Annotated in this window: 25 protein-coding genes and 4 pseudogenes; 16 read left to right on the top strand and 13 right to left on the bottom strand. The window is 70.7% G+C overall.

Annotation, left to right across the window (positions count from 1 at the left end; translation table 11 throughout):
- Positions 1–64: 64 nt before the first annotated feature.
- Positions 65–1612: a sialidase family protein gene (locus ABT288_RS03685; RefSeq protein WP_351602392.1), complete on the bottom strand. Its 1548-nt coding sequence runs from the start codon at positions 1610–1612 to the stop codon at positions 65–67.
- A gap of 226 nt (positions 1613–1838) precedes the next feature.
- Between ABT288_RS03685 and ABT288_RS50105 the strand changes: the two are divergent.
- The 3 genes and pseudogenes from ABT288_RS50105 to ABT288_RS03670 all read left to right on the top strand — a co-directional run.
- Positions 1839–1973, top strand: a pseudogene (locus ABT288_RS50105) (M48 family metalloprotease); the annotation flags it as partial.
- Positions 1960–2769: a DUF3995 domain-containing protein gene (locus ABT288_RS50100; RefSeq protein ID WP_502972721.1), complete on the top strand. Its 810-nt coding sequence runs from the start codon at positions 1960–1962 to the stop codon at positions 2767–2769. The pseudogene ABT288_RS50105 and the gene ABT288_RS50100, both read left to right, overlap by 14 nt.
- Before the next feature lie 43 nt (positions 2770–2812).
- Positions 2813–3393 (top strand): annotated as a pseudogene (locus ABT288_RS03670) (transposase family protein); the annotation flags it as partial.
- Between the two features lie 40 nt (positions 3394–3433).
- Here the strand turns inward: ABT288_RS03670 and ABT288_RS03665 are convergent.
- The 3 genes from ABT288_RS03665 to ABT288_RS03655 all read right to left on the bottom strand — a co-directional run bounded on the left by ABT288_RS03665 (position 3434) and on the right by ABT288_RS03655 (position 5969).
- Positions 3434–4018: a TetR/AcrR family transcriptional regulator gene (locus tag ABT288_RS03665; protein ID WP_351602390.1), complete on the bottom strand. Its 585-nt coding sequence runs from the start codon at positions 4016–4018 to the stop codon at positions 3434–3436.
- Between the two features lie 117 nt (positions 4019–4135).
- Complete coding sequence (locus tag ABT288_RS03660) at positions 4136–4930, bottom strand: alpha/beta fold hydrolase (RefSeq protein ID WP_351602388.1); 795 nt, start codon at positions 4928–4930, stop codon at positions 4136–4138.
- A 139-nt stretch (positions 4931–5069) separates the two neighbouring features.
- Positions 5070–5969 carry an SDR family NAD(P)-dependent oxidoreductase gene (locus tag ABT288_RS03655; RefSeq protein WP_351602386.1) on the bottom strand — a complete coding sequence of 300 codons (900 nt, stop codon included), beginning with the start codon at positions 5967–5969 and terminating at the stop codon, positions 5070–5072.
- 252 nt (positions 5970–6221) lie between these two features.
- On the opposite strand from ABT288_RS03655, the pseudogene ABT288_RS03650 reads away from it, so the two are divergent.
- A pseudogene (locus tag ABT288_RS03650) lies at positions 6222–6443 on the top strand (methyltransferase domain-containing protein); the annotation flags it as partial.
- A 369-nt stretch (positions 6444–6812) separates the two neighbouring features.
- On the opposite strand, the pseudogene ABT288_RS03645 reads toward ABT288_RS03650, so the two are convergent.
- Both ABT288_RS03645 and ABT288_RS03635 read right to left on the bottom strand, forming a co-directional pair.
- Positions 6813–7001 (bottom strand): annotated as a pseudogene (locus ABT288_RS03645) (VapC toxin family PIN domain ribonuclease); the annotation flags it as partial.
- A 111-nt stretch (positions 7002–7112) separates the two neighbouring features.
- The gene (locus ABT288_RS03635; protein ID WP_351602384.1) at positions 7113–7802 is read right to left on the bottom strand and encodes a hypothetical protein; all 690 of its coding nucleotides are present in this window, start codon (positions 7800–7802) and stop codon (positions 7113–7115) included.
- 293 nt (positions 7803–8095) lie between these two features.
- Here ABT288_RS03635 and ABT288_RS03630 point away from each other — a divergent pair, with 293 nt between their 5' ends.
- The 10 genes from ABT288_RS03630 (at position 8096) to ABT288_RS03585 (ending at position 13861) form a co-directional block, all read left to right on the top strand.
- A complete protein-coding gene (locus tag ABT288_RS03630) occupies positions 8096–8356 on the top strand; it encodes a hypothetical protein (RefSeq protein ID WP_351602382.1) in 261 nt (86 codons plus the stop codon).
- A gap of 78 nt (positions 8357–8434) precedes the next feature.
- Positions 8435–8749 carry a hypothetical protein gene (locus ABT288_RS03625; protein WP_351602380.1) on the top strand — a complete coding sequence of 105 codons (315 nt, stop codon included), beginning with the start codon at positions 8435–8437 and terminating at the stop codon, positions 8747–8749.
- Between the two features lie 147 nt (positions 8750–8896).
- Entirely contained in the window at positions 8897–9391 is a 495-nt protein-coding gene (locus ABT288_RS03620) for a DUF5994 family protein (protein ID WP_351602378.1), read from the top strand.
- Positions 9388–9852 carry an STAS domain-containing protein gene (locus ABT288_RS03615; protein ID WP_351602376.1) on the top strand — a complete coding sequence of 155 codons (465 nt, stop codon included), beginning with the start codon at positions 9388–9390 and terminating at the stop codon, positions 9850–9852. Before ABT288_RS03620 ends, ABT288_RS03615 begins: the two co-directional genes overlap by 4 nt.
- Before the next feature lie 109 nt (positions 9853–9961).
- Positions 9962–10381, top strand: a complete 420-nt coding sequence (locus ABT288_RS03610) for a DUF5994 family protein (RefSeq protein ID WP_351602374.1) — start codon at positions 9962–9964, stop codon at positions 10379–10381.
- Positions 10382–10554: 173 nt separating this feature from the next.
- Entirely contained in the window at positions 10555–10893 is a 339-nt protein-coding gene (locus ABT288_RS03605; protein WP_351602372.1) for a MerR family transcriptional regulator, read from the top strand.
- A 231-nt stretch (positions 10894–11124) separates the two neighbouring features.
- Positions 11125–11331: a cold-shock protein gene (locus ABT288_RS03600; protein WP_020943091.1), complete on the top strand. Its 207-nt coding sequence runs from the start codon at positions 11125–11127 to the stop codon at positions 11329–11331.
- 216 nt (positions 11332–11547) lie between these two features.
- Entirely contained in the window at positions 11548–13053 is a 1506-nt protein-coding gene (locus ABT288_RS03595; protein ID WP_351602370.1) for a DEAD/DEAH box helicase, read from the top strand.
- Positions 13054–13204: 151 nt separating this feature from the next.
- Positions 13205–13540 carry a CBS domain-containing protein gene (locus ABT288_RS03590; RefSeq protein WP_351602603.1) on the top strand — a complete coding sequence of 112 codons (336 nt, stop codon included), beginning with the start codon at positions 13205–13207 and terminating at the stop codon, positions 13538–13540.
- A 33-nt stretch (positions 13541–13573) separates the two neighbouring features.
- On the top strand, positions 13574–13861 hold the full coding sequence (locus ABT288_RS03585) for an SCO5918 family protein (protein WP_351602368.1): 288 nt from the start codon (positions 13574–13576) through the stop codon (positions 13859–13861).
- A 304-nt stretch (positions 13862–14165) separates the two neighbouring features.
- Here ABT288_RS03585 and ABT288_RS03580 read toward each other — a convergent pair whose 3' ends face one another.
- From ABT288_RS03580 to ABT288_RS03570, 3 genes are read right to left on the bottom strand one after another with little or no spacing between them, the layout of a single operon-like run.
- On the bottom strand, positions 14166–14594 hold the full coding sequence (locus ABT288_RS03580; RefSeq protein ID WP_351602366.1) for an arsenate reductase ArsC: 429 nt from the start codon (positions 14592–14594) through the stop codon (positions 14166–14168).
- 24 nt (positions 14595–14618) lie between these two features.
- Positions 14619–15362: an aquaporin gene (locus tag ABT288_RS03575; protein WP_351602364.1), complete on the bottom strand. Its 744-nt coding sequence runs from the start codon at positions 15360–15362 to the stop codon at positions 14619–14621.
- A complete protein-coding gene (locus ABT288_RS03570) occupies positions 15359–15730 on the bottom strand; it encodes an ArsR/SmtB family transcription factor (protein WP_351602362.1) in 372 nt (123 codons plus the stop codon). The genes ABT288_RS03575 and ABT288_RS03570 overlap by 4 nt, the downstream gene beginning before the upstream one ends.
- Positions 15731–15835: 105 nt before the next feature.
- On the opposite strand from ABT288_RS03570, the gene arsM reads away from it, so the two are divergent.
- The gene (gene arsM, locus ABT288_RS03565) at positions 15836–16627 is read left to right on the top strand and encodes an arsenite methyltransferase (RefSeq protein WP_351602360.1); all 792 of its coding nucleotides are present in this window, start codon (positions 15836–15838) and stop codon (positions 16625–16627) included.
- Positions 16628–16778: 151 nt separating this feature from the next.
- Here arsM and ABT288_RS03560 read toward each other — a convergent pair whose 3' ends face one another.
- The 3 genes from ABT288_RS03560 to ABT288_RS03550 form a co-directional block, all read right to left on the bottom strand.
- Entirely contained in the window at positions 16779–17282 is a 504-nt protein-coding gene (locus ABT288_RS03560) for a class I SAM-dependent methyltransferase (protein WP_351602358.1), read from the bottom strand.
- Positions 17283–17393: 111 nt separating this feature from the next.
- A complete protein-coding gene (rodA, locus tag ABT288_RS03555; protein WP_351602356.1) occupies positions 17394–18584 on the bottom strand; it encodes a rod shape-determining protein RodA in 1191 nt (396 codons plus the stop codon).
- A 182-nt stretch (positions 18585–18766) separates the two neighbouring features.
- Positions 18767–19342, bottom strand: a complete 576-nt coding sequence (locus ABT288_RS03550; RefSeq protein ID WP_351602355.1) for a TerD family protein — start codon at positions 19340–19342, stop codon at positions 18767–18769.
- 354 nt (positions 19343–19696) lie between these two features.
- Between ABT288_RS03550 and ABT288_RS03545 the strand changes: the two genes are divergently transcribed.
- Positions 19697–20356, top strand: coding sequence for a double zinc ribbon domain-containing protein (locus tag ABT288_RS03545; protein WP_351602354.1), 660 nt, complete (start codon positions 19697–19699; stop codon positions 20354–20356).
- A 152-nt stretch (positions 20357–20508) separates the two neighbouring features.
- Here the strand turns inward: ABT288_RS03545 and ABT288_RS03540 are convergent, their stop codons facing one another.
- Positions 20509–21186, bottom strand: a complete 678-nt coding sequence (locus tag ABT288_RS03540; RefSeq protein WP_351602352.1) for a hypothetical protein — start codon at positions 21184–21186, stop codon at positions 20509–20511.
- Between the last annotated feature and the right edge of the window lie 272 nt (positions 21187–21458).

Here is a 21458-nt window from a genome sequence, read left to right as displayed (position 1 = left end):
TTTACCTTCCGCCTCACATGAACCCGAAGTTGCGCCAGCCGAGCCCCTCTAGGAGGGGCTTCGATCACCGGACGATCCGGTGCGGCCGAGCTCCCAAGTGTTTCGCCACTCCCGGCGCAGCCGTAGCCGTGGCCGCAGCAAAGGGCCCGTAGTCCCTGCCGGTGTGGAACAGCCCGCTGTAGGCGTCCGTGGAGTTCTGCGGCGCGTTGTCAGTGGTCTCCACGAACAGGGGCCGAACGGCGAAGCGGCCGTCAGTAGCGAGGCCCTCGTAGTCGCCGAGGAAGTGGCCCCGGGCGTAAGGGGCCTGGAGCCAGTCGAAGACGCGGGAGATGCGACGTTCGATAGCGCGGTTCTCGGCTCCGCGCGGGAAGGTGAGCAGCCAGGCGGCGGTGGGCAGGGTGGTGGTGTTCCCGGCGGTGAGGTAGCGCAGGTCGTAGTAGGTGAGCGCGACCGTGCCGCGTGCGTCCACGCTGATGGAGGGCGTGAAGGCGGGCGCGGAAGCGACCCGGTTGACCCTCGTCGGCGCCGTCCAGGTCCGGCCGCCGTCGAAGGAGTGTGTCAGTTCCACGGAGTTGTAGGCGCCGCCGCTGAAGTCCGAGCCTTCGTAGGCGACATACAACTCCCCCGTATGCCGATCGATGGCGACGTTCGGCAGGTCGCCACCCGCGCGCAGGGACTTGGTCGCGTCCGTGGGGGCGTTGGGATCGACTTCGGGTACGGACGTGTCCTTGGCGATGGTGACCGGCTTGCTCCACGTGCGGCCCTGGTCGGTCGACTTGACCACGGCGAAGTGCAGGTCGGTGGGCGTGAACGTGCCGGTGCTGTAGTCGATGTCGTACGTCTGCCAGTCGAAGACGTCGTAGAGGGTGTCGGTGCGCGGGTCGATGACGATGACGTTGCCGATGGTCTGCGAGTGCGGGACGACGGAGGTGTCCACGAACGGGCGCGCCTTGGTCCAGTGCCGGCCGCCGTCGCGGGTGATGGAGATGTAGGCGGGTCCGTCGTAGACCTTGGCGGAGTCGTCCTCGTCGATGCGGTCCCAGACCTGGTAGGCGACGCCGGGGTGATCGGGGTCGGCGGTGACCGCGTTCTTGTCGTCCGTGAACTCGGCCTGTGTGTCGTCGATCAACGGGACCGTGTGGGTCCAGGTGCGTCCGCCGTCGTACGACGTCGAGGCGGCCACCCCGTTGCGCGCGTCGGTGGCGTCGAACACCAGGCCGCTGGCGTAGACGGTGCCGTCGGGCCCCGTGCTCACCCAGCCATCAGAGGCTCGCTGATAGCTGAGGCCGCCCGGCGCGCAGTGCGAGAACGGCAGCGGGGTCTCGGTGAAATGCCGCCCGTCGTGCGTGTACGTGGCGGTCAGGCCCCGGGCACCGCCGTTGGACCAGCGGTCCTGCTGGAAGATCCCGACCGCGTTGCGCGGATCCGCCGGGGAGACGGTGACGTACGGCTCGTCCTCGGCGGACAGGTAGTTGGTGCCGGTCCCGTCGCCGCTGATGTCGCAGGCGGCGTACGGGTCAGTGGGTGAGACCAGGTGGACCGGCTGGCTGTCGCCCGAGGCCGCGGAACTGCCCACTGCGGCGACGAGCAGGAACGCAGCAGCGGTGGTCACGAGAGACGCTCTTGTACGTGTGCGCATGGCGATTCCCCCAACTCCCCGAATGACGGTCTGTCTTGGGCTGTGCTGGCGCAGGTACTGGTCCCGGGGGCCGCCGGGACATGAGTCGCCCGGCGAGCCTAGCCCCGCGCTGTGTGACCTGAGTTGGAGGAAGTAGTCAAGGACACGTCAATAATCGTTTACCGGTGTCGGTCAGCGTCGCACCCACCCAACCCCAGGCATAGCCGACTGCGGCAGCGCGACCTCGGCCGCCCCCGGAGGACGCATCGTCGTCTCGACCGGGATGCTGGCCGCGCTCACTCCGGAGGAGGTCTCCGTCCTCGTGGCCCACGAACGGGCCCATCTGCACGCCCGCCACCACCGGTTCGTCGCGGTCACCGAGCTGGCCGCCGCCGCGAATCCGCTGCTGCGCCCGCTGGCCCGGCACGTCTCCTACACGGTCGAACGCTGGGCCGACGAGGAAGCCGCTCTCGCCACGGGCGACCGCCGCCGCGCGGCTCGTACGATCGGCAAGGCGGCCCTGGCCAGACAGCGCACGGCGCCCCGGGCGTACGTTCCTCCGACCCTGCTCCACCTCACCGGCCCTTCGTCCACGGCCGGCCCGATCCCCCGCAGAGTCGCCGCCCTGCTCGCACCACCCCACAGCGGCCCCCGGGCCCAGTTTCGTCTGGGCGACCGGCGATACCTTCGGCGCGCAGTCCACGGTGTCGCCGGCGTTGGTGAAGCTCGCTCGCGATGGAGTGCCACGGTTCCTGACCGTCCTGGTCGTCACCGGCTTCCTGAAGCTCTTCGGGGCACTGGTCGGCATCGGCCTGACGCGGCCGCGGGGCTCGCGGATCAGCCGGCTCATGGTGTTCTGCGGCGGTGGCGCGGCGACCCTGCTCACGTGGCACGGCGGCCTCTTCGTCGTCCACGGTGTGCTGGTCGAGGCCGGGGCCGTCACTGTTGAACCAGATCTGACTGGGCTGACCGGTTGGTACCTCTACTTGTGGGGGCCGTGGTTCATCGTCGGTGGTCTGATCTTCGCGGGAGCCACCGCGCTGTATGTCCGCCAACGCGATGATCGGCGCAAGATGCGCCTCTACGGCGCCGTGGGCGCGCTCGGTGCCCTGTTCCTGTCCGTGGCCTCGACGGCTACCGGGATCGGTTGAGAGCTGGTACGTAACTGCTGGTCACGGGTGAGATGATCTCGCGGTGGCTGGTGTGATCACGGCGTCGGATCCGTCCTGGACAACCCCATTCACAGGGCTCAGCCCGCGCCAGTCTCGCAAGCGGTGACCGTGCTGCGGCGCGAGGAAGCCGGCAAAGTCCGCCCGGGGCGGCCCCGAGGCCTCTCCGCGGAGGACCGGCTGCTGCTCGTAGCGGCCTAGTGGCGGACGAACGTGACGCTGCGCCGGCTCGCCCCGCTGTTCGGGGTCTCCAAGTCGACCGCGGACCGCGTCATCAACCACCTCGGCCCACGGCTCGCGCTCCATCCCCGCCGACGGTTCCGGAAGGACACCGTGCCCATCGTGGACGGCACCCTGGCGCCCACCCGCGATCACACGGTCGCCGAGCAGTCGAAAAACTACCGCTACTCCACCAACCACCAGGTCGTCATCGACGCCGACAGCCGTCTCGTCATCGCCGTCGGCACGCCGGTCCCTGGCAACCGCAACGACTGCGAGGCGCGGGAGGAATCCGGCGCGAAGGCCGCCGTCGGAAAGACCATGACGATCGCCGACAACGGCTGTCCCAGCACCGGACTGGTCATGCCACACCGCCGCAGAAAGGGTTCGGCTGTCGCCGCCGAGTCCTTGGGCGGTGGCAAGCCGCTCAGGTGTTCGGTGGCGTGGCGGTACGCATGCCGCCGAGCAGGGTGGCGAGGTAGCGGTGGGCGGTCTGAATGCGGTCCGCAAGGGTGCCGCCGTGGACGGTGACGGCGTGGGCGATGCCGCACATGAGGGGGACGAGGTCGGTGGCGGCGAGGTCGGGGCGGACAGCCCCGGCGTCGCGGGCCCGCTCGAGGAGCGTGGTCCCGGTCGACTGGAGCGACTTCTTGAGTTCCGTGGTGCGCGGAAGGGCGTCCGTGGTCGTGGCGGCGACCGGGGGCAGGGCGGCATCGGTGATTTGTGCTTCGACGATGCGGGACAGGAAGTCCTCCAGGGCGCGCCCGTGGTCGGTGTCGTCCAGGGCGTGCCGGCCGTGTTCGGCGAGGGCTTCCAGGCAGGGGGTGGCAACGGTCTCCAGGAGCGCCTCGGGAGTGGCGAAGTGCCGGTAGACCGTGCCGACGCCCAGCCCCGCCCGGCGTGCGACGTCGTTGAGCTGCAGTGCGGTGCCCTGGTCGACCAGGTCGCGGGCGACGGCGACGATCCGCTCCCAGTTGCGGGCGGCGTCCTTGCGCAGCGGTGTGGTCGTCATGGGGAACAGTCCAGGTCGCTCGTCTCAAGGCAGGCTTGCCGTCCGATCATATGCGGGCGTTTCCGGGTGACGCGCCCGCCGTGGGGGCGGGTCGAGCAGCCCGCACCCGCGGGGCTGTCAGCGCTGGTCGTGCTGCCTGCTGAGGAAGCCCGTGATGATCTCCAGCCAGTGGTTCGGCTGCTCCAGGAAGGGCAGGTGTCCGGTGGGGAGCTCGGCGGTCTGCGCTCCGGGGATGGCCGCGGCCAGGTCGTACTGGAGGGCTGCCGGTATCAGGGTGTCGGCGGTGGTGACGACGACCAGGGTCGGGGCGGTGATCGCGGCGAGCTCGTCGCGGACGTCGGCACGGCGGACCAGGTCGACCTGGGCGCCGGTGCCAGGGGGGAGTGCGGCGGCGGTCTGCTCGGCGGCCGCGCGCACCTGGGCGGGGGTGAGGGAGTTCAGCAGCGGCGCGCTCACGGCCAGCTGGGTCAGGTACTGGGCGAGCAGGAGGTGCTGTCCGGTGTCGTAGAGCTGGTGCCAGATCGCGGCGGCCAGGTCGGTGCGGGTGTCCACGCGGGCGAAGGTCGCGCTCAGGACGAGCGCGGTGACCCGCTGCGGGTGGCGGACGGCCGCTCGGATCGCGACCGGGCCGCCGAGCGAGTATCCGCAGAGGGCGAACGTGTCGAGCCCTTCGGCGTCCGCGGCGGCGACGAGCTGGTCCGCCATGATGTCCAGCTGCAGGGGCGTGGGCGTGGTGGGGGTGTGTCCTGAGCCGGGGTAGTCGACCCCGACGACGGTGTGCTGCGCGGCGAGCCCTTCCATGATCGGCCCGTAGTTGGCGTCGATGCCGCCGCCGGCGCCATGGGCGAGGAGGAGGCCGGGGCCGGAGCCGTGAACGGTGCGGGCATAGGCGGTCGGGACTGCGTTGGTCATGTCGTGTCCTCAGTCGGGTGGGGATTGGGGCGGCGGTGGTGCGGCGTGTCTCGGGGGCGGGCGCGCGGGGTCGCCGCGACCGTGTGACCGGTGGCCGGCCTTGTCGGCGTTACGGGCGTTGAGCGTTGAGGGCGAATGCTCACGCGTCTGCGTCGGCCGGCATGGGTGCGTGGGCTTCGCTGAGCCGGCGCACGGCCTCGGCGAGGCGGCGGTCGGTCGCTGCGCGCAGCGGGGCGACCGGGTGGCTCTGGGGGCCGATGACCAGGCCGGTCCGGCCGGTCAGCGCGTTGTCGGTGGCGGCGACGATCGAGGGCCTGGCTGCCGCCGACGCCGGGCCGGAGGTGGAGAGCTCGAACTTGCGGCGTACCAGCGGCCACAGCAGCCGCAGCGGCGGGGAGACGATCTTCGGGTCGGTCAGGGTGCCGTTGGTCATCTCGGTGGCGGCGCCTCCGGGGTCGGCGGCGAAGACCGACACGCCCGTGCCGGCCAGTCGGGCGGCCAGGTCCAGGGTGTAGGCGAGGTTGGCGAGCTTGGCGCGGCCGTACCAGTGGAAGCCGTAGTAGCCGCCGGGCGGCTCGACGGCGTCGAACACCCGCTTGCCGACGGCGACCGCGCCCGAGGTCACGTTCACGATCCGGCTGGGCGCCCCGGCTGTGAGGGTGGGCAGCAGCAGTTCGGTCAGCAGGTACGGCGAGAGGTGGTTGACGACGAAGGACGCCTCGACGCCGCCCAGGGTCCGGTGCTGCGGGAACATCGCTCCGACGTTGTTGACCAGCACCGTCAGCGGTTCCCCCGAGGCGTCGTGGTCGGCGGCGATCCGGTCGGCGAGCGCGCGCACCTGGTCGAGTGAGGAGAGGTCGGCGGACAGGAACTGGCCGGCGCCGTCCGGGCCCGCCGCGTTGATCCGCTTGACCGCTCCGGCCCCCCGTTCCGCGTCGCGCCCGACCACGGTGACCGCGAACCCGGCAGCCGCCAGCCCCAGCGCCGTCTCCAGGCCGATGCCCCCTGTCCCCGCCGTGACCACAGCTGTCTTCGTCATGAGTTCCTCCACCCCGACAGACAATCGGATACTTCATCCGGTTAGCCGAGACGGTAGCACACATCCGGATTAACTATCCGGTTAGGCGTTCGACCGCGCTGCCCACCAGCCCTGCGCAGCGCCCGCGACCGCGGAAACGTGACGCGAGAGCACGTCATCAGCAGAGGGAGCCGCCCCACCGACACGAGGCTGCGGGCTCCTTGGCAATGACGAGACGTTTGCCCTGGGGCATTGCACGGCCTCGTCTACGGGATGCTCGCCCTGGCGCTCGACAACGCGGCGAGGGCGGGGTGCGACGAACGTCGAGTTCCTCAAGGCATCATCGAGGCGATCCCGCTCCCCGCGAACACCGTCGACGTGGTCATCTCGAACTGCGTGATCAACCTGTCCGTCGACAAGCCCGCAGTCTCCGCGAAGACCTTTCCCGTCCTGAGGCCCGGCGGCCGTATCGGCGTCTGCGACGTCGTCGCCGAGGACACCATCACGCCCGAGCAGCGGACCGAGCGCGGGGACTGTGTCGGCTGCATCGCCGGCGCCCTGTCCTTCGCCGAGTACCGAAGTCGAGCCGGAATTGCACGCGCCGTGCGGCGCTCGGCATACGGACGCGTCCGCATGTGGACAGTCTCACCGCTGAACCGTCCTCCATGCGCTCCTGCAACGGCGCCCTTCCGGCCAGTCCTCGCTTCCGGGGTCGCCTGCTCTTCAGCCGCCTGGAGGACCTCTCCGCGCCTCCGAACCGCTGAAATCCCAGTTCAGCAACCTGGGGTTTATCTGTTGCCGGGGAATCTCCACGGCTGGCCAAGTCCCTTCCACGGCTGCGACTTCAGCGTCCGGACGTTCGCGTCAAAGCGGCAGACCGTCGGGCCGTACCCGGAACGCCTTGTAGCGGCCCAGCGGGCGCACGGCCCGGAAGTCGCGCCGGTCGAGGTGAGGACCGCATCGGTGTCGTAGTCGGCGGCCAGGGCCGCGGTCACTGCGTCGGCGAGGTCCAGGTCACGACCGGCTGAATCGGATACGGACGGTCTGCGCGGCGCGCTGAGGGCGACTTGCCGTCCGCATTCACGCGCAGTTCCCCCGGCAGCACCGACGACATGGCCCTCCTCGCCCTGCGCCTGTCCGAGGCCGAAGCGACGAGTACGGGGCTCACGTCCCCGGAACCAGCACCAGAACCCGCAACGGGCCGGGCGGCACAGCCGTGAGTGTGTCGTCCCCGACGCTCCGCCACCCCCAGGACCGCAACGTCTCAACCGCCCTGTGGTCCCGGGCGTCCACCAGCGTGACGCCGAGTACGGCGCCGTGGTCGGCGAGCAGCCGCCGCTGGAAGCGCCGGGCGAGATTCCAGGCACGGTCCGGGTGCTCCCGGTGCACACGGGGAGGGACGACGATCCCGGATACGACGAAGAGTCGCCTGGAGGCGGCGCGGCGGAGCAGGCTCCCTGGCGGATGTCCGTCGAAGCCCTCCCACCACGGACCGGCACCGCCCGTGAGAAAGCCGTAGGCGCATCCGGTCAGGGCGGTAGTCTCCGCGATCAGCAGCGAGAACCCCGGTCGTCGTGCGTCGGCCGCGAGATGCCGCAGGAAGGCGCCGCGCCCCTGGTTCCATGCCCATGGGCCGTCACCGGACACCTTCGCGTACAGGTCGCCCAGCTCTTGCAGGCGATCCTCGACCTGCCCGCGGGTCAGCGGGCGGAGGCGTTCTCCCTCGTACGGTGAGGCTCCCCGCTCCCACCTCGGCCGGCCCGGAGCACGTGTGCGCGGCTTGGCCGGTGCGGGCCGGGGGGCGGGAACGTTCGACGGCGTCGGGGTGGTCGGGATGAACATGTGCGCGGTCATGGGGCGGACCCTGCCCCGGGCGCGGACGAGGACCGCCCCCGTGTCGTCGATCACCGAGAGCGGCACCGGTGTCGGAGCCGGTGCACGGAGTGCCCTCGATGTCTCCACCGTACTCCCAGGCGTACTCCCGGCCGGACCGCCGGTCGGGCGGGGTACGCACGGCCGCCCTCGCCCGGCATACCCTTCAGGAGAGGGGTGCCGTGGAAACACGGCGCAGCCCCCGTCACCGTCGCTCGGCGGCTCGGGCAACGACCGCGTTCTGGTGTGTACCCGTCGCCCGCCAGGAGGTCCGTATGGAGCACAACCCCTTGCCCTCCGAGAGTCACGCCGAGGTCCGCATCGTGGCCGCGACCCCTGAGGTCGCCCGGCGCGTGGCCGACGTCCTCCGCCGCTGCTTCGCCTCGACCGAGCAGCGCAGCTATCCCGCCGGCCGCGAAGGAGGGACCCGGCTCCATCTCACCCTCGACACCGCGAACGCCGCGGAACCCGCACGGTCCTGGCTCTCGACCCGTACATCGACACAGCAGGCGCAAGCACACGCCGACGAGGTGTGACCCGGGTCCCTGAGGCCACGGGAGTCCACCGTCGCGTCCATGCCCACGCGGCCGTCAACACCTCGGAGAACGACAGCCATGACGAAACTCCGCGAACGCAGGAACAACCGGAAGGCGGTCCTGGAATCCCTGTACGGGGCCGTCGAGCACAACCGCCCCGAGGTCAGCGGATCGGTGCTCCGTGCCGAGCTTGACCTGCCCGACGAGGACCTCTCCGCCGCGTGCGTCTACCTGGCCGACGAGGGCCTGATCAACGTGGAGTGGACCTCGCACCGGACCCCGGCCGCCGTCTCTCTGACACACGTCGGCATCTGCCTGATGGAAGAGCTGGAGGAGGAGCAGGAGGAGGAGCGGGAGCAGCAGGACGACCGGGAGAGGGCAGAGCGGTCGTAGTCGGACGACTGACCCGCCCGCCTCTCGTCGGCCGGGGAGTAGCCTTGACCGTACCGAGAGCTCTTCGCGCAGCGCTTCCGGCGGTGCCGTTCCCGGCGAGTGACCAGACGGGCAGTCGCTCCACGGCTTCCGGGACGGGACCGCACGATGGAACCGAGCAGTACGCCGACCGGAGGCGTGCCCGCGGCCGACGCGCACACGTACCGCATGCCCCTGCCGCGCCTGGCCCTCCCGCCGGACGTCAGCCACGACCCGCTGGACGGGGCCCGGTGGCCGCGCTGCGCCGCACAGGAACTCGAACTGCCCTCGCTGGTCGGCTCGTTGGAGCCGGACCCTGATACCGCGGTGCGGGTCACCGTTGATCCCGCCGAATGGCCCGACGCGCCACACACGGTCATGTCACCCGGCCGGGAGATCGCCGTTGAGCCGGCCGGCCCCGGAAGCGCCGCGCACGTCATCACCCTGGACTGCGGCACCGAGAGGCGCTGGGTGCTGCTGGTCGTCCCGCCCGAGAAGCCCGCCGGAACAGCCGCCCGGCTGCCGGCCGCGGCAGCCGACCCCGAGAACCCGCTGACCGCCGCGCGCATGCTGACGCTCGCCGAGACCGGGCTCCTCGGGAGCACGACAGGGGAGACACCATGAGGCACGCCACCCCGTGGGCATCCTCGGCAGGGACCGTCGGCCGGCCTCAAGTGCCCTCCTCGCACGGACCGTCGACCAGTCAGGGCGAAGCACCCGAGCCCTTCGAGGAGTGCCGCATCGTCCGCGCGCACGGCGAGCTGGACGCGCAGACCGTGGCGCCGCTGGTCCGCGCCCTGGCCGAGGCCCGCGCCGCCCGGCCCGGACGGCTCCGCCTCATCGTGGACCTGAGCCGGGTGACGTTCTCCGACGGCAGCATCCTGGCGCCTCTGTGCGAGGCGTGGTCCGACTGCCGCGCCCGGGGCGGCTGGATACGCGTCGTCTACGACAGCCACGCGACCGCCCTGGTCTTCCGCTGCACCGGTCTCCTCCACCGCTTCCCCGCCTACGCCAGCGCGCAGGACGCCTGGGAGGGACGAACGGCCGACACCGGCGCGCCAAAGGCACCCGGACGGAACAGCTGACCGCGGCGGTCCGAGCCGCCGCGTCCTCCGCTTGCGCTCTCCCGGCGGCCGAGGCACACCGTCCGGCCGGGACCGACGTACCGCGCCGAACCACTCGACAGGACACCTCATGACGAGCGACCGCCTACGGCCCCCGCCGCCCGCCCCGCCTCTCCTGCGCCTGTACCTCGCACCCGAGAGCACCGTGCCACGCCGTATCGACGGGGCCTGGTGGCCGCGCACCTTCGATCTCCTGGCGGAACTTCCGCCGCTGCTCTCCGGTCTGCCCCGTGCCTGGGGTCAGATCGTCAGCGTCCTGGTGAACGGCACGGCGGGGACCGGGGCACCGGGCCTCGTACTCGTCCGCGACCAGGTCGTCCGGCTGCGCAGGTCCACCACGGCGCACACGCCGAGCACCGTCGTCCTGATGGCACCCGGCCAGGGGCGCAGGGACCTGCTGGTCGTCCCGCCGGAGGCCACCGAACGGGCCGCCGTATCGCTCATGTCCGCAGCCGGGCTGACACCGGAGCAGCGCGACTTCGCGAGTTGAGTACGTCGTCCGGAGAGGGGATATCTGCCACGGCGAGACCACATGTCCGTGCCCGCCGGAGTTAGGGTTGTCGCACGAGGCGGATGGCGCGAAGGCGGATGGCGCCGGATCCTTCGCAGCACGGGTGCCGCGCACACCCGGGTCCCTCGCCGCGCCCCCGAAACGAAGGTGCCATGCCCGCTGAGAACACCCCTGTCGCCGGCAACCTCGACGACGACAACTATCCCGCCTACACCATGGGGCGGGCCGCCGATGTTCTCGGCACCACCCCCGCCTTCCTCCGGGCCGTCGGCGAAGCCGGGCTGATCACCCCGCTGCGTTCGGAAGGCGGCCACCGCCGGTACTCCCGCCGCCAGTTGCGCACCGCCGCCCGCGCCCGGGAACTGGTCGACCAGGGCACCCCCGTCGAGGCCGCGTGCCGCATCATCACCCTGGAGGACCAGCTCGACGACGCCCTCCGGCTGAACCGGGAAATGCGCCGGAAGCTGGACGAGCCCGGTGCGGATACCTAGTCCCGCCGATATAGAAATGCATACTCCAGCGGGATGACGATTACCGAACCGGTCCGAAAACTCATCGCTGCCGCCACCCGCCTGTGTTAACGTGATAGCTGTTGCGGTTTTGGTTGCCAGAGATTTTTTCTTTGCAGAGCTTTCCGGGATCTTTCCGGAGGGGTGATCATCGCGGCGACTCGGCTCCGTAAAGTGCGGAGTCCGACACTGCCCCTCCAAGGGAGATTCAATATGGCATCTGGCACCGTGAAGTGGTTCAACGCGGAAAAGGGCTTTGGCTTCATCGAGCAGGAGGGCGGCGGCGCTGACGTGTTCGCCCACTACTCGAACATCATCAGCAACGGTGGCTTCCGCGAGCTTCAGGAAGGCCAGAAGGTCAGCTTCGACGTCACGCAGGGCCAGAAGGGCCCGCAGGCCGAGAACATCGTTCCCGCCTGACGCCGACGCGAACCGTCGCGAGCCACCGGTTCGCGCATCATGTGGCTGGGGCCCGCGCTCTCGGGGTGCGGGCCCCAGCCCATTTTTTTCTGCTCCCGCAAGGCCGTGCGGAACGTACGAAACGTCAACCCAAGGTCTTCGGATTTCACTCGGCTCAGTCCTGTGATTCCCCTCAAGGAATTCCTCGATACGTGCCGCATCGAGGAAGGCCCCGTCGTGGACCGCACCCGTTCCGCTCGTTCCAGCAGCTCCAGCAGTTCCAGCCGCTTCCGGGCGCAGCAACCGCACCGTCGAAATTCCGGTCCGGGCCCCCGGCACAAGAGCGGTCAACGAGCACGCCCCACCGCACGCCGACAGGAGTTCGCCCTGCCGGTCACCCTCACCGAGCCGCTCCCCGCGGTCGGGACGTTCGCCGAACTGGACATGCCCGCACGGCTGCTGGCCGCACTCCGCACCGAGGGCGTGACCGTTCCCTTCCCGATCCAGGCGGCCACCCTGCCGAACGCGCTGGCGGGCCGGGACGTCCTGGGCCGGGGTCGGACGGGCTCGGGCAAGACGCTCGCCTTCGGCCTGCCGGTACTGGCCCGCCTCGACGGGCAGCGGGCCCAGCCCAAACAGCCGCTCGCCCTCGTCCTCGTCCCCACCCGGGAACTGGCCCAGCAGGTCACCGACGCGCTCACCCCGTACGCCCGTGCCCTGCGGCTGCGGCTCGCCACCGTGGTGGGCGGCATGTCGATCGGCCGTCAGGCGAGCGCGCTGCGCGGCGGCGCCGAGGTCGTCGTCGCCACGCCCGGCCGTCTCACGGACCTCATCGAGCGAGGAGCCTGCCGGCTGGACCAGGTCGCCGTCACCGTCCTGGACGAGGCCGACCAGATGGCCGACATGGGCTTCATGCCGCAGGTGACCGCGCTGCTCGGCCAAGTCCCCGCCCGCGGCCAGCGGTTGCTGTTCTCGGCCACCCTGGACCGCAACATCGACCTCCTGGTACGCCGCTACCTCCACGACCCCGTCGTGCACTCGGTCGACCCGTCCGCGGGAGCCGTCACCACCATGGAGCACCATCTGCTGCACGTGCGCGACGCCGACAAGGACTCCGCCGCGACCGAGATCGCCGCCCGCGACGGACGCGTGATCATGTTTCTGGACACCAAGCACGCGGTGGACCGGCTCGCTGCGCACCTGCTGTCCGTCGGGGTGCGCGCCTCCGCCCTGCACGGCGGCAAGTCCCAGCAGCAGCGCAACCGGACGCTCGCCCAGTTCAAGGACGGCCACGTCACGGCCCTGGTGGCCACCAACGTCGCCGCCCGCGGCATCCACGTCGCGGGCCTCGACCTCGTCGTGAACGTCGACCCTCCCGGCGACCACAAGGACTACCTGCACCGCGGCGGCCGTACGGCACGCGCCGGCGAGTCCGGCACCGTCGTCACCCTCGTCCTGCCGCACCAGCGCCGCGCCGTGGACCGTCTGATGGCCGACGCCGGCATCACTCCGGGCACCGCCCGGGTCCGTCCCGGCGAGGCCGAACTGCAGCGCATCACCGGCGCCCGGACCCCCTCCGGCGTGCCCGTCACCCTAACCGCCCCGGTCGACGGACGAAGCGAGGGCAGAGGCGAGAGCAAGGGATCCGCCGGCCGGAATCGCAGGGGCCGGGCCGCCGGCCACGGCGGGAGCGGCCGGGCCGCCGCCCGCCCCCGTCGCTCCGCCCCGAGGAACACCCCGTAGCCCCGTACGGGGGATGCACTACCAGCAGTCAGGCAGATCCGTCGCCCGTCCCGCCCGCCCCGACGAAGAGGAGAAGCCCTTGACGCAGCATCCGTCCCGAACACAGCAGGCCGACGGCTCCGACGGCATCGATCTGACCGCCCGTGACGCCATGCACGATCCCGGGCCCCAGGTCGACGACCACATGACGGTCGACGTCGCCCTGTCCGTGCTCATCGGTGCCCGTGTCCCGCACCTGCTCCTCCAGGACGAGGACGGGCGGTGCGCGGGACTGGTCACCCGGGCCCAACTCGCCGCGCACCGCGGCGGCTCGTGGTACAGCGACCGGACCCGGCTGCGGGACATCCCGCTCGACCGCGGACCGTTCACCTCGTCCGTCGCCGTACTCGGCGAGGCGGAGGCCGCCATGCGGGACCGGACCCTGGACGTGTCCCCCGTGATCGACGAACACGGCTACGCCCTGGGCATCCTCGCCCTCACGTCCTGAGCCATCATCCCTGTCCGCCCTGTGGAGGCATCCATGCGCTGTGTCATCGCCCGGTTCCCCTTCGACCTGACCAAGTTCGAGGTCGAGCAGTCGATGAGCGGCATCACGCCCGAACCCGCCACCGGCGTGTGCGTGACCATCAACCGCCGCGTCTACCCCGTGATGCAGGTCGGGGAAGTGATCACCAGACAGAACCGCCGCGACTTCACCTCGGCCGAGATGCACCGGGCACTGACCCGCCTCGGCTTCACCTGCCACGACGCGCGCCCGGTCACGCCGGAATGGGGCGCGCGAGCCGACGAGCGTGCGCTCGATTGGTGACGTCTTCCAGTTCAACGGCCGGTGAGACGCGGTGCGCGGGGCGGAAAGCCACGGATGTGGCCCGCTCCCCCGGTTGTCGTCGCGGGGCTGCCCGGCGACATCCCGTGCGGCGTGTCCAAGCCGTACGCCGAGGCGTCCCGCCTGTGCGACCGCAACCGTCCATCGGCCGGGCGGCGTCAGAAGGGACCGACAGCGACAGCAACCCCAGGTCGATGGCTCGGCGTAGGCACATCGCTCGGAGACCGGAACGACAGCGGCCCGGCCGGGTGTCGCATCGCGGCGATGCGGACCGCCGCGTCGGCTGTCATACGCGAGGCGCCACGCCGAGGCCGGCGAGCAGGTCCCGGACGCGGTTCCCGATCTCGTCGCGGATGGGGCGTACGGCGTCGACGCCCTGTCCGGCGGGGTCGTCCAACGTCCAGTCCAGGTAGGTCTTGCCGGGGAAGACGGGGCAGGTGTCACCGCACCCCATGGTGATCACGACATCGGACGCCTGTACGGCCTCGACGGTCAGGATCTTCGGAGTCTCGGCGGAGATGTCGATGCCCTCTTCCCGCATCGCCTCGACGACAGCGGGGTTGACCGTGCCGGCCGGGGCCGAGCCCGCGGAACGGACCTCCACCGCGTCTCCGGCGAGGTGGGCGAGGAAGGCGGCGGCCATCTGCGAGCGCCCGGCGTTGTGGACGCAGACGAAGAGGACGGAGGGGCGGTCGGTGGCGGGAGTGCTGGTCACGGGGGCGCCTTCCTGGGCAGCGGGTCAGGGGAGGGTGGGGGCGGCGAGTTCGGGCTCGTCCTGGGCCGATGAGGCATCGGCCTGCGCAGGACCCTGAGGCTCGAAGACCAGGCCCATGAGCACCAGCCCGAGCAACGCGCCGACCGCCTGCGCTGCCACGAACGGGGCGACCGAGCCGGGCGCGATGCCGGCGAAGGTGTCCGTGAAGGCCCGGCCGATCGTCACCGCCGGGTTCGCGAACGAGGTCGAAGAGGTGAACCAGTACGCCGCTCCGATGTACGACGCCACCGCGACCGGGGCGACGTGAGCACGGCCGGCCCTGGACAGGCCGAACACCAAGAACACCAGTCCGGCGGTGGCGACGATCTCGCCCAGCAGCAGATGGCCGGCCGAGCGGTCGTGCGTCGACCACCGCACCAACGGCTCGCCGAACATGGCGTCGGCGACGACCGCACCCGCCACCGCTCCCGCGACCTGGGCGGGAACGTAGGCGCACACGTCCCGTGCGGTGAGCCCGCCGCCGGTACGGCGGCCGGTGCACCAGGCCGCGAGCGTGACGACCGGGTTGAAGTGGGCACCGGAGACGGGCCCGAGCAGAGCGATGAGCACGCCGAGGCCGAAGACCGTGGCGAGCGCGTTGGCGAGCAACTGCACGCCCCCGTCGTGCGACAGTCCGGTGGCCTGGATGCCCGAACCGACCACCACGGCGACCAACGCCGCCGAGCCGACGGCCTCGGCCAGGGCACGCCGCCCGAGAGAGGCGCTCACGCGGGCGCCCCGGTGGCCGTCGGCGTCCTCAAGAACGCGGCCAGGTGATCGAGAGCCTCCGGCAGCACCCAGTAGTAGACCCAGGTGCCACGGCGCTCGCAGTCGATGAGACCGGCCTGGCGCAGGAGCTTGAGGTGGTGGGAGATCGTCGGCTGGGACAGATCGAAGGCGGGCGTCATCTCGCACACGCACACCTCACCGCCCTCACGCGAGGCGATCATCGACAGCAGCCGGAGCCGCACCGGGTCGCCCAGGGCCTTGAAGGCCTTGGCCAGCTCGGCGGCCCGCTCGTCGTCGAGCGGCGCCGTAGAGACCCCCGGGCAGCAGGCGTCGCCCTGGCCGATCACCGCAAGCTCTTGTTTCGACATCTCTCTATGTTGACGTTCTTCGATCCAGGGCGCAAGGTTGCATCGATGAATGTCGATACAGGCCGTCCGACGTGCTCTCGTGCCTCGTCACCCAGGAGTGAAGCCATGAACGAGCAGCCCATTGACCTGCGTGACACCGTCCGCCGGTGGTACGCCGCCGCGGCCGTCAAGGTCGCCGAAGGTGGCACCGCCTGTTGCGGACCCCAGCCCCTCGAAGTGGACGAGAACTTCGGTTCCACGCTCTACGCCGCCGACGAGCGTGACACCCTGCCCGCCGATGCCGTCGCCGCCTCCCTCGGCTGCGGAAACCCCGTCGCCGTGGCCGAACTGCGCGAGGGCGAGCGCGTCCTCGACCTCGGCTCCGGCGGTGGCATCGACGTGCTGCTGTCCGCCCGCCGCGTGGGGCCGACGGGGAGGGCGTACGGGCTGGACATGACCGAGGAGATGCTCGCCCTGGCACTGGCCAACGCCGAGAAGGCCGACGCGACGAACGTGGAGTTCCTCAAGGGCACCATCGAGGCGATCCCGCTGCCCGCCGGCACCCTGGACGTGGTGATCTCCAACTGCGTGATCAACCTGTCCGCCGACAAGCCGGCCGTCTTCGCCGAGACCTACCGTGTGCTGAAGCCGGGCGGCCGGATCGGCGTCTCGGACGTCGTCGCCGACGACACCCTCACCCCCGAACAGCGCGCCGAGCGCGGGGACCACGTCGGCTGCATCGCCGGCGCGCTGTCCTTCAGCGAGTACCGGGAGGGACTGGAGCGAGCCGGATTCACCGACGTACAGATCACCTCGACCCACTCCGTCGCCGACGGCATGCACTCCGCGATCGTTCGCGCGGTCAAGCCGCACCAGTCCGAGGGGACGAGTGGTCGTCCCGGCCCGAAACCCCGCTGACGCCCCGTCACCGGTCGAACCACCGTCCGGCTGCTCACGCCCGCTGGGGGTGCCTGGTCGTCAACGCGCACGCCGGCGCAGAGAACGGCGACCCCGAGGTCAATGCGTTCGCAACAGCGTGTGTGCCCCGGTTCACCGGGCGCTGCCGACCTCAGCCGTTGCGGGAGGCCCACACCTCGACGTACGGGCCCGGGTCCACCCGGTCGACCTCGAAGCCCGCCCCCGTCACGGCGGTGGCAAACTCGTCCGGATCCCAGACGGTGTACCACCGTCTTCCGTCAGGTTCGTCGAGCCAGCCCGTGTGCCCGGTGGCTTTGAGACACACGTACAGCTTGCCGCCGGGACGCAGCAGCGCCCCGAACTGCCCCAGCACGTCCACGGTCTCCGCCGCATCGAGGTGGACGAGAGAGGCGGACGCCCAGACACCGTCGAACGTTCCGGCCAGGAACCGCTTCCCGACCTCACGCAGATCGCACTGCGATGTGGGCGCGTGGGTGTTGGCCATCGCCACGAACACCGGGTTCAGGTCGACACCGCGCGCCACATGCCCGTACGCCCGGAACCTCGCGAGGTCGCGGCCCGGACCGCATCCGGCGTCGAGGATCAACGAAGGCGCCGGCAGAGAGCCCGCGAACCGCTCGACTCGATCCGCCATCTTCGGAACATGCACAGCCCCGTACTCGCCGGCGCGGCCGCTGTAGACGGCAACCGACTCGGCGACGGGGTCCAGCCCTCCTCCAAGCTCATAAGCCTCGCGGTCCATTGGTCACCTTTGCTGCACCCGGATGGACTGCAGCAGACCGACCGCCACCCACACCGCGAACATCGAGGAACCGCCGTAGGAGACGAACGGCAGCGGAATGCCCGCCACCGGCATGATGCCGAGCGCCATGCCGATGTTCTCGAAGGACTGGAAGGAGAACCAGGCGACGATGCCGGCGGCGATTATCGTGCCGTACAGCTCGGTTGTCTCGCGGGCGATGCGGCAGGCACGCCACAGGATCACGCCGATCAGGGCGATGATCAGGATCCCGCCTGCGAAGCCCAGTTCCTCCCCGGCGACCGTGAACACGAAGTCGGTCTGCTGCTCCGGGACGAACTGGCCGGTGGTCTGCGCGCCATGGAAGAGGCCCTCGCCCGTCAGACCGCCGGATCCGATGGCGATGCGAGCCTGGTTGGTGTTGTAGCCGACCCCGGACGGGTCCAGGCTCGGGTCGGCGAAGGCGGCGAAGCGGTTGATCTGGTACTGGTCGAGCAGATGCAACTGCCACACGGCGACGGCACCGAGGACACCGACGCCGAGCAGGCCGAAGACCCAGCGGTTGGAGGCGCCGGACGCGAGCAGCACGCCCAGGATCGTGACCGTCATGACCATCGTCGAGCCGAGGTCGGGCATCATCATGACGACCGCGATCGGCACGGCGGCCAGGCCCAGGGCCTGGATCACCGTGCGGTTGTCCGGGTACTTCTTGTCGGCCGCGTCGACCTGGGCCGCGAGGAGCAGGGCCATGCCCAGGATGATGGTGACCTTCACGAACTCCGAGGGCTGGAGAGAGAATCCGCCGCCCAGCACGATCCAGTTGCGGTTGCCGTTGATGGTGGCACCGAGCGGGGTGAGCACCGCCAGCACCCCGAGCAGTGAGATGCCGTAGAGCATCGGCACCGCGTTGCGCAGGGCGCGGTGGCCCAGCCAGATCGTGCCGATCATCAGGACGCACCCGATGCCGAGGTTCATCAAGTGCCGGACGAGGAAGTAGTGCGGGTCGCCCTGGTTGATCCCGGTGCGGTTCCGGGTGGCGGAGTACACCAGCAGCGAGCCGATGAACGACAGGGCAAGGGCCGCCAGCAGTATCGGCCAGTCCAGCCGGCGCACCACGGAGTCGCGCGCGAAGAGCCGCGCCCAGGCGGGGCGCTCGGGGCCGTAGCCCGAGACGGTGAAGGTGTTCGCACCGGTCATGTGAGCGTCCTCCGGCTTTCGCGCTCACGCGATCGCCTGCGGGTCGTACGGTCGGCTGTGGCCGCCGGGGTTCCGTGACGGCCAAGGGTGTCCGGGCCGCCCGCCCATCGCCCGCATGCGGGGATGGGGCCGCATGCGGGCATGGGGCCGGCCGAGCGGGCGGTGGGCGACAGTAGGGGGCCTCAGACGTGGACGCCGAAGTCGGCCGCGATTCCGCGCAGGCCCGAGGCGTAGCCCTGTCCCACCGCGCGGAACTTCCACTCCGCGCCGTGCCGGTACAGCTCGCCGAACACCATCGCGGTTTCCGTCGAGGCATCCTCGGACAGGTCGTACCGCGCGATCTCCTGGCCGCCTGCCTGGTTCACGACACGGATGAACGCGTTCCGCACCTGCCCGAAGCTCTGGCCGCGCACCTCCGCCTCATGGATGGAGACCGGGAACACGATCTTCGCGACCTCGCCCGGTACGGCGGCCAGGTTCACCTTGATCGACTCGTCGTCGCCCTCGCCCTCACCGGTGAGGTTGTCTCCGGTGTGCTCCACCGACCCGTCCGGGCTCCTGAGGTTGTTGTAGAAGACGAAGTGCTGGTCGGAGACGACCTTGCCGGAGGCATCGCAGAGCAGGGCGGAGGCATCCAGGTCGTAGTCCGCACCGGTGGTGGTGCGAACGTCCCACCCGAGGCCGACCAGTACCGCGCTCAGGCCCGGCGCCTCCTTGCTCAGCGACACGTTGCCGCCCTTGCCCAGGGAAACTCCCACGGCTCTTCCTCCCGACTGCGGGTCGTCTGTACGGTCACCGGGTTCAACGCCGACCACATCACCACGGTTCCCTCAATTGCGCAAAAGATAAACTGTGGCGCCGGGTGGGTACTCCGCCGGCCCGCCCCGAGAGCGCCAAGCAGCAGTGAGCCACTGCGGTACGGCTTCGACATCGCCAGTCCCTGAGACGTACGAGGCAGCGCGGCAGGAGCTCGTCGTGGTCGCCCGGCTGATCCCCGACGGGACTGCGGCCGGCGGCCCTGCCGTTGAATGCCTCACCGATGGCGAGAACCAGTAGCCTTCCGCCGGCGTCGTAGGGCAGTGTGCCGACGGCCGGAACTGTGGGGGGACCACGTGAGCAGCGAGATCTACTTCAGCAACAACTACCGTGACCTGTGCGAGCGCAGCGGTACGGGGGCCGGTTTCCAGTTCGAGTTCTCGTGTTCCCGCTGCTACGACACCTGGCGCTCGCCCTTCGAGCCGTACGCCGGTGAGCGGGCCGCCACCTGGCTCGGCAAGGGCGTCGACATGGCCTGGAGCCTGCTGGGCCGGGCCGGCGGCGGGCTCACCTCCGCGGCCGACGGACTCGCCGGCGCCGGCTGGGGACCCGCCCGCGACAAGGCTTTCGAACGGGCGATCGGCAATGCGCAAGGACACTTCAACCGCTGTGCGCGATGCACCCACTACGTCTGCGGGCGCTGCTGGAACGCGGCGCAGGGCCTGTGCCTGAACTGCGCTCCGGACACCGCGGCCGAGGCCATGGCGGCCCAGCAGCGCGGCCTGAACGACATGGCCTCGCAGCGGGCGTACGCCGTGGGCCAGCAGGCCGGTCAGGGGTACGACCCCAACATGCCCCGGCAGCTGGTCTGCCCCCAGTGCCGCACCGAGACCCGCGGCGCCGCCTTCTGCTCCGGCTGCGGCTATCACCTGGCCCAGTCCTCCGCATGCGCTTCCTGCTCCGCCGTGGTGCCGGACGGCGCGGCCTTCTGCCCGGGGTGCGGCAGTCGGCAATAGCACGGTCTCGGCCGTGGGGAGCGCGAAGACGCCGAAGACGCATGGAATCGCGCGGCTTTCCCCGTAACGACGGGGTGGGCGGGCCAGGTGCCGCCGGCGCACAGGACGAGCCATCGGGCCCGAGCGCGGCGCGCACAAGGCCGGAGACCCCGTCAGAGGCCGCGCGCGGACCGGCGGGCAGAAGGGCCCTCACGCTCCGCCGCGGAACTCTCTTCGAGCCGCCCGAGCAGGAACGGCAGGACTCCCCGCTCCAGCAGGGCCAGCTCCCACTCCTCACGTGCGTGCGCCGCTCCGGTGGCCGCATCCTCAGGCGCGTCAGGCCGATCGGCCGCCCGGCTCCGAGCGGCCGCCACGATGAAGTACGCGAGGTCCCCGATCGCTCCTCCCACGGCCACGGCCCCGGCGATCAGACCCGACGTGATCAGTGCTTCGCCGACGTAGGGACGCGCTCCAAGGGCCAGCAGGACGAACCCTATGATCAGGCACACGGCGGCGGCAGCGACGGCCAGACTCGTCACGAGCACCGCCAGCACCGGCAAGAGGCCGCCACCGGCGCTCGGCACACCGGTTTCCGGCCCTTCGCTGGCGCTGCGGTCCTTCGTCCCGGCGGCCACGTCGGCCAGCGCCTCGACGAACTCGCGATACTCGACGGCCGCAGCGGCAAGGATGTCGTCCCGCGCCTGGAGCGCTCGCGTACGCAGCCGTCCGCGGTCGAGCGTTCCGCCGGGTCGGCGCAGCGCGTCAGCGACCTGCGGGGACTGCAAGCCCTCCTCCAGAAGCCGCTCGAACGTCGCATGAATCTCTGCCTCGGGCAGTTCCGGTGCCCCCATCTGTCCCCCGAACCTCGGTGTGTGACTCGGCCGCACGACGTACGAACCGGCCAGACGAGTGCCGTCAGGAGTGGCGAGTCTAAGGGTTCCCCAATTGCGCAACCCTTAAAGTGCAGCGGGACACCAGGCCACGTGAACAACCCGTTGCGGAGCATTCCGTTGCCGCTCGGCAGGGCCTCAGGCGTCGGAGTCCGGCACGCCGCGGGCCGCCGTGTACGCCTGGGACGGTGTCATGGAGATGCCGTTGACGCTGACCGTCCTGTACGGGCTGA

It is taken from the genome of Streptomyces sp. NPDC001093, assembly GCF_040298985.1.
Lineage (GTDB): Bacteria > Actinomycetota > Actinomycetes > Streptomycetales > Streptomycetaceae > Streptomyces.
This window is presented reverse-complemented; position numbering and strand designations above follow the sequence as displayed.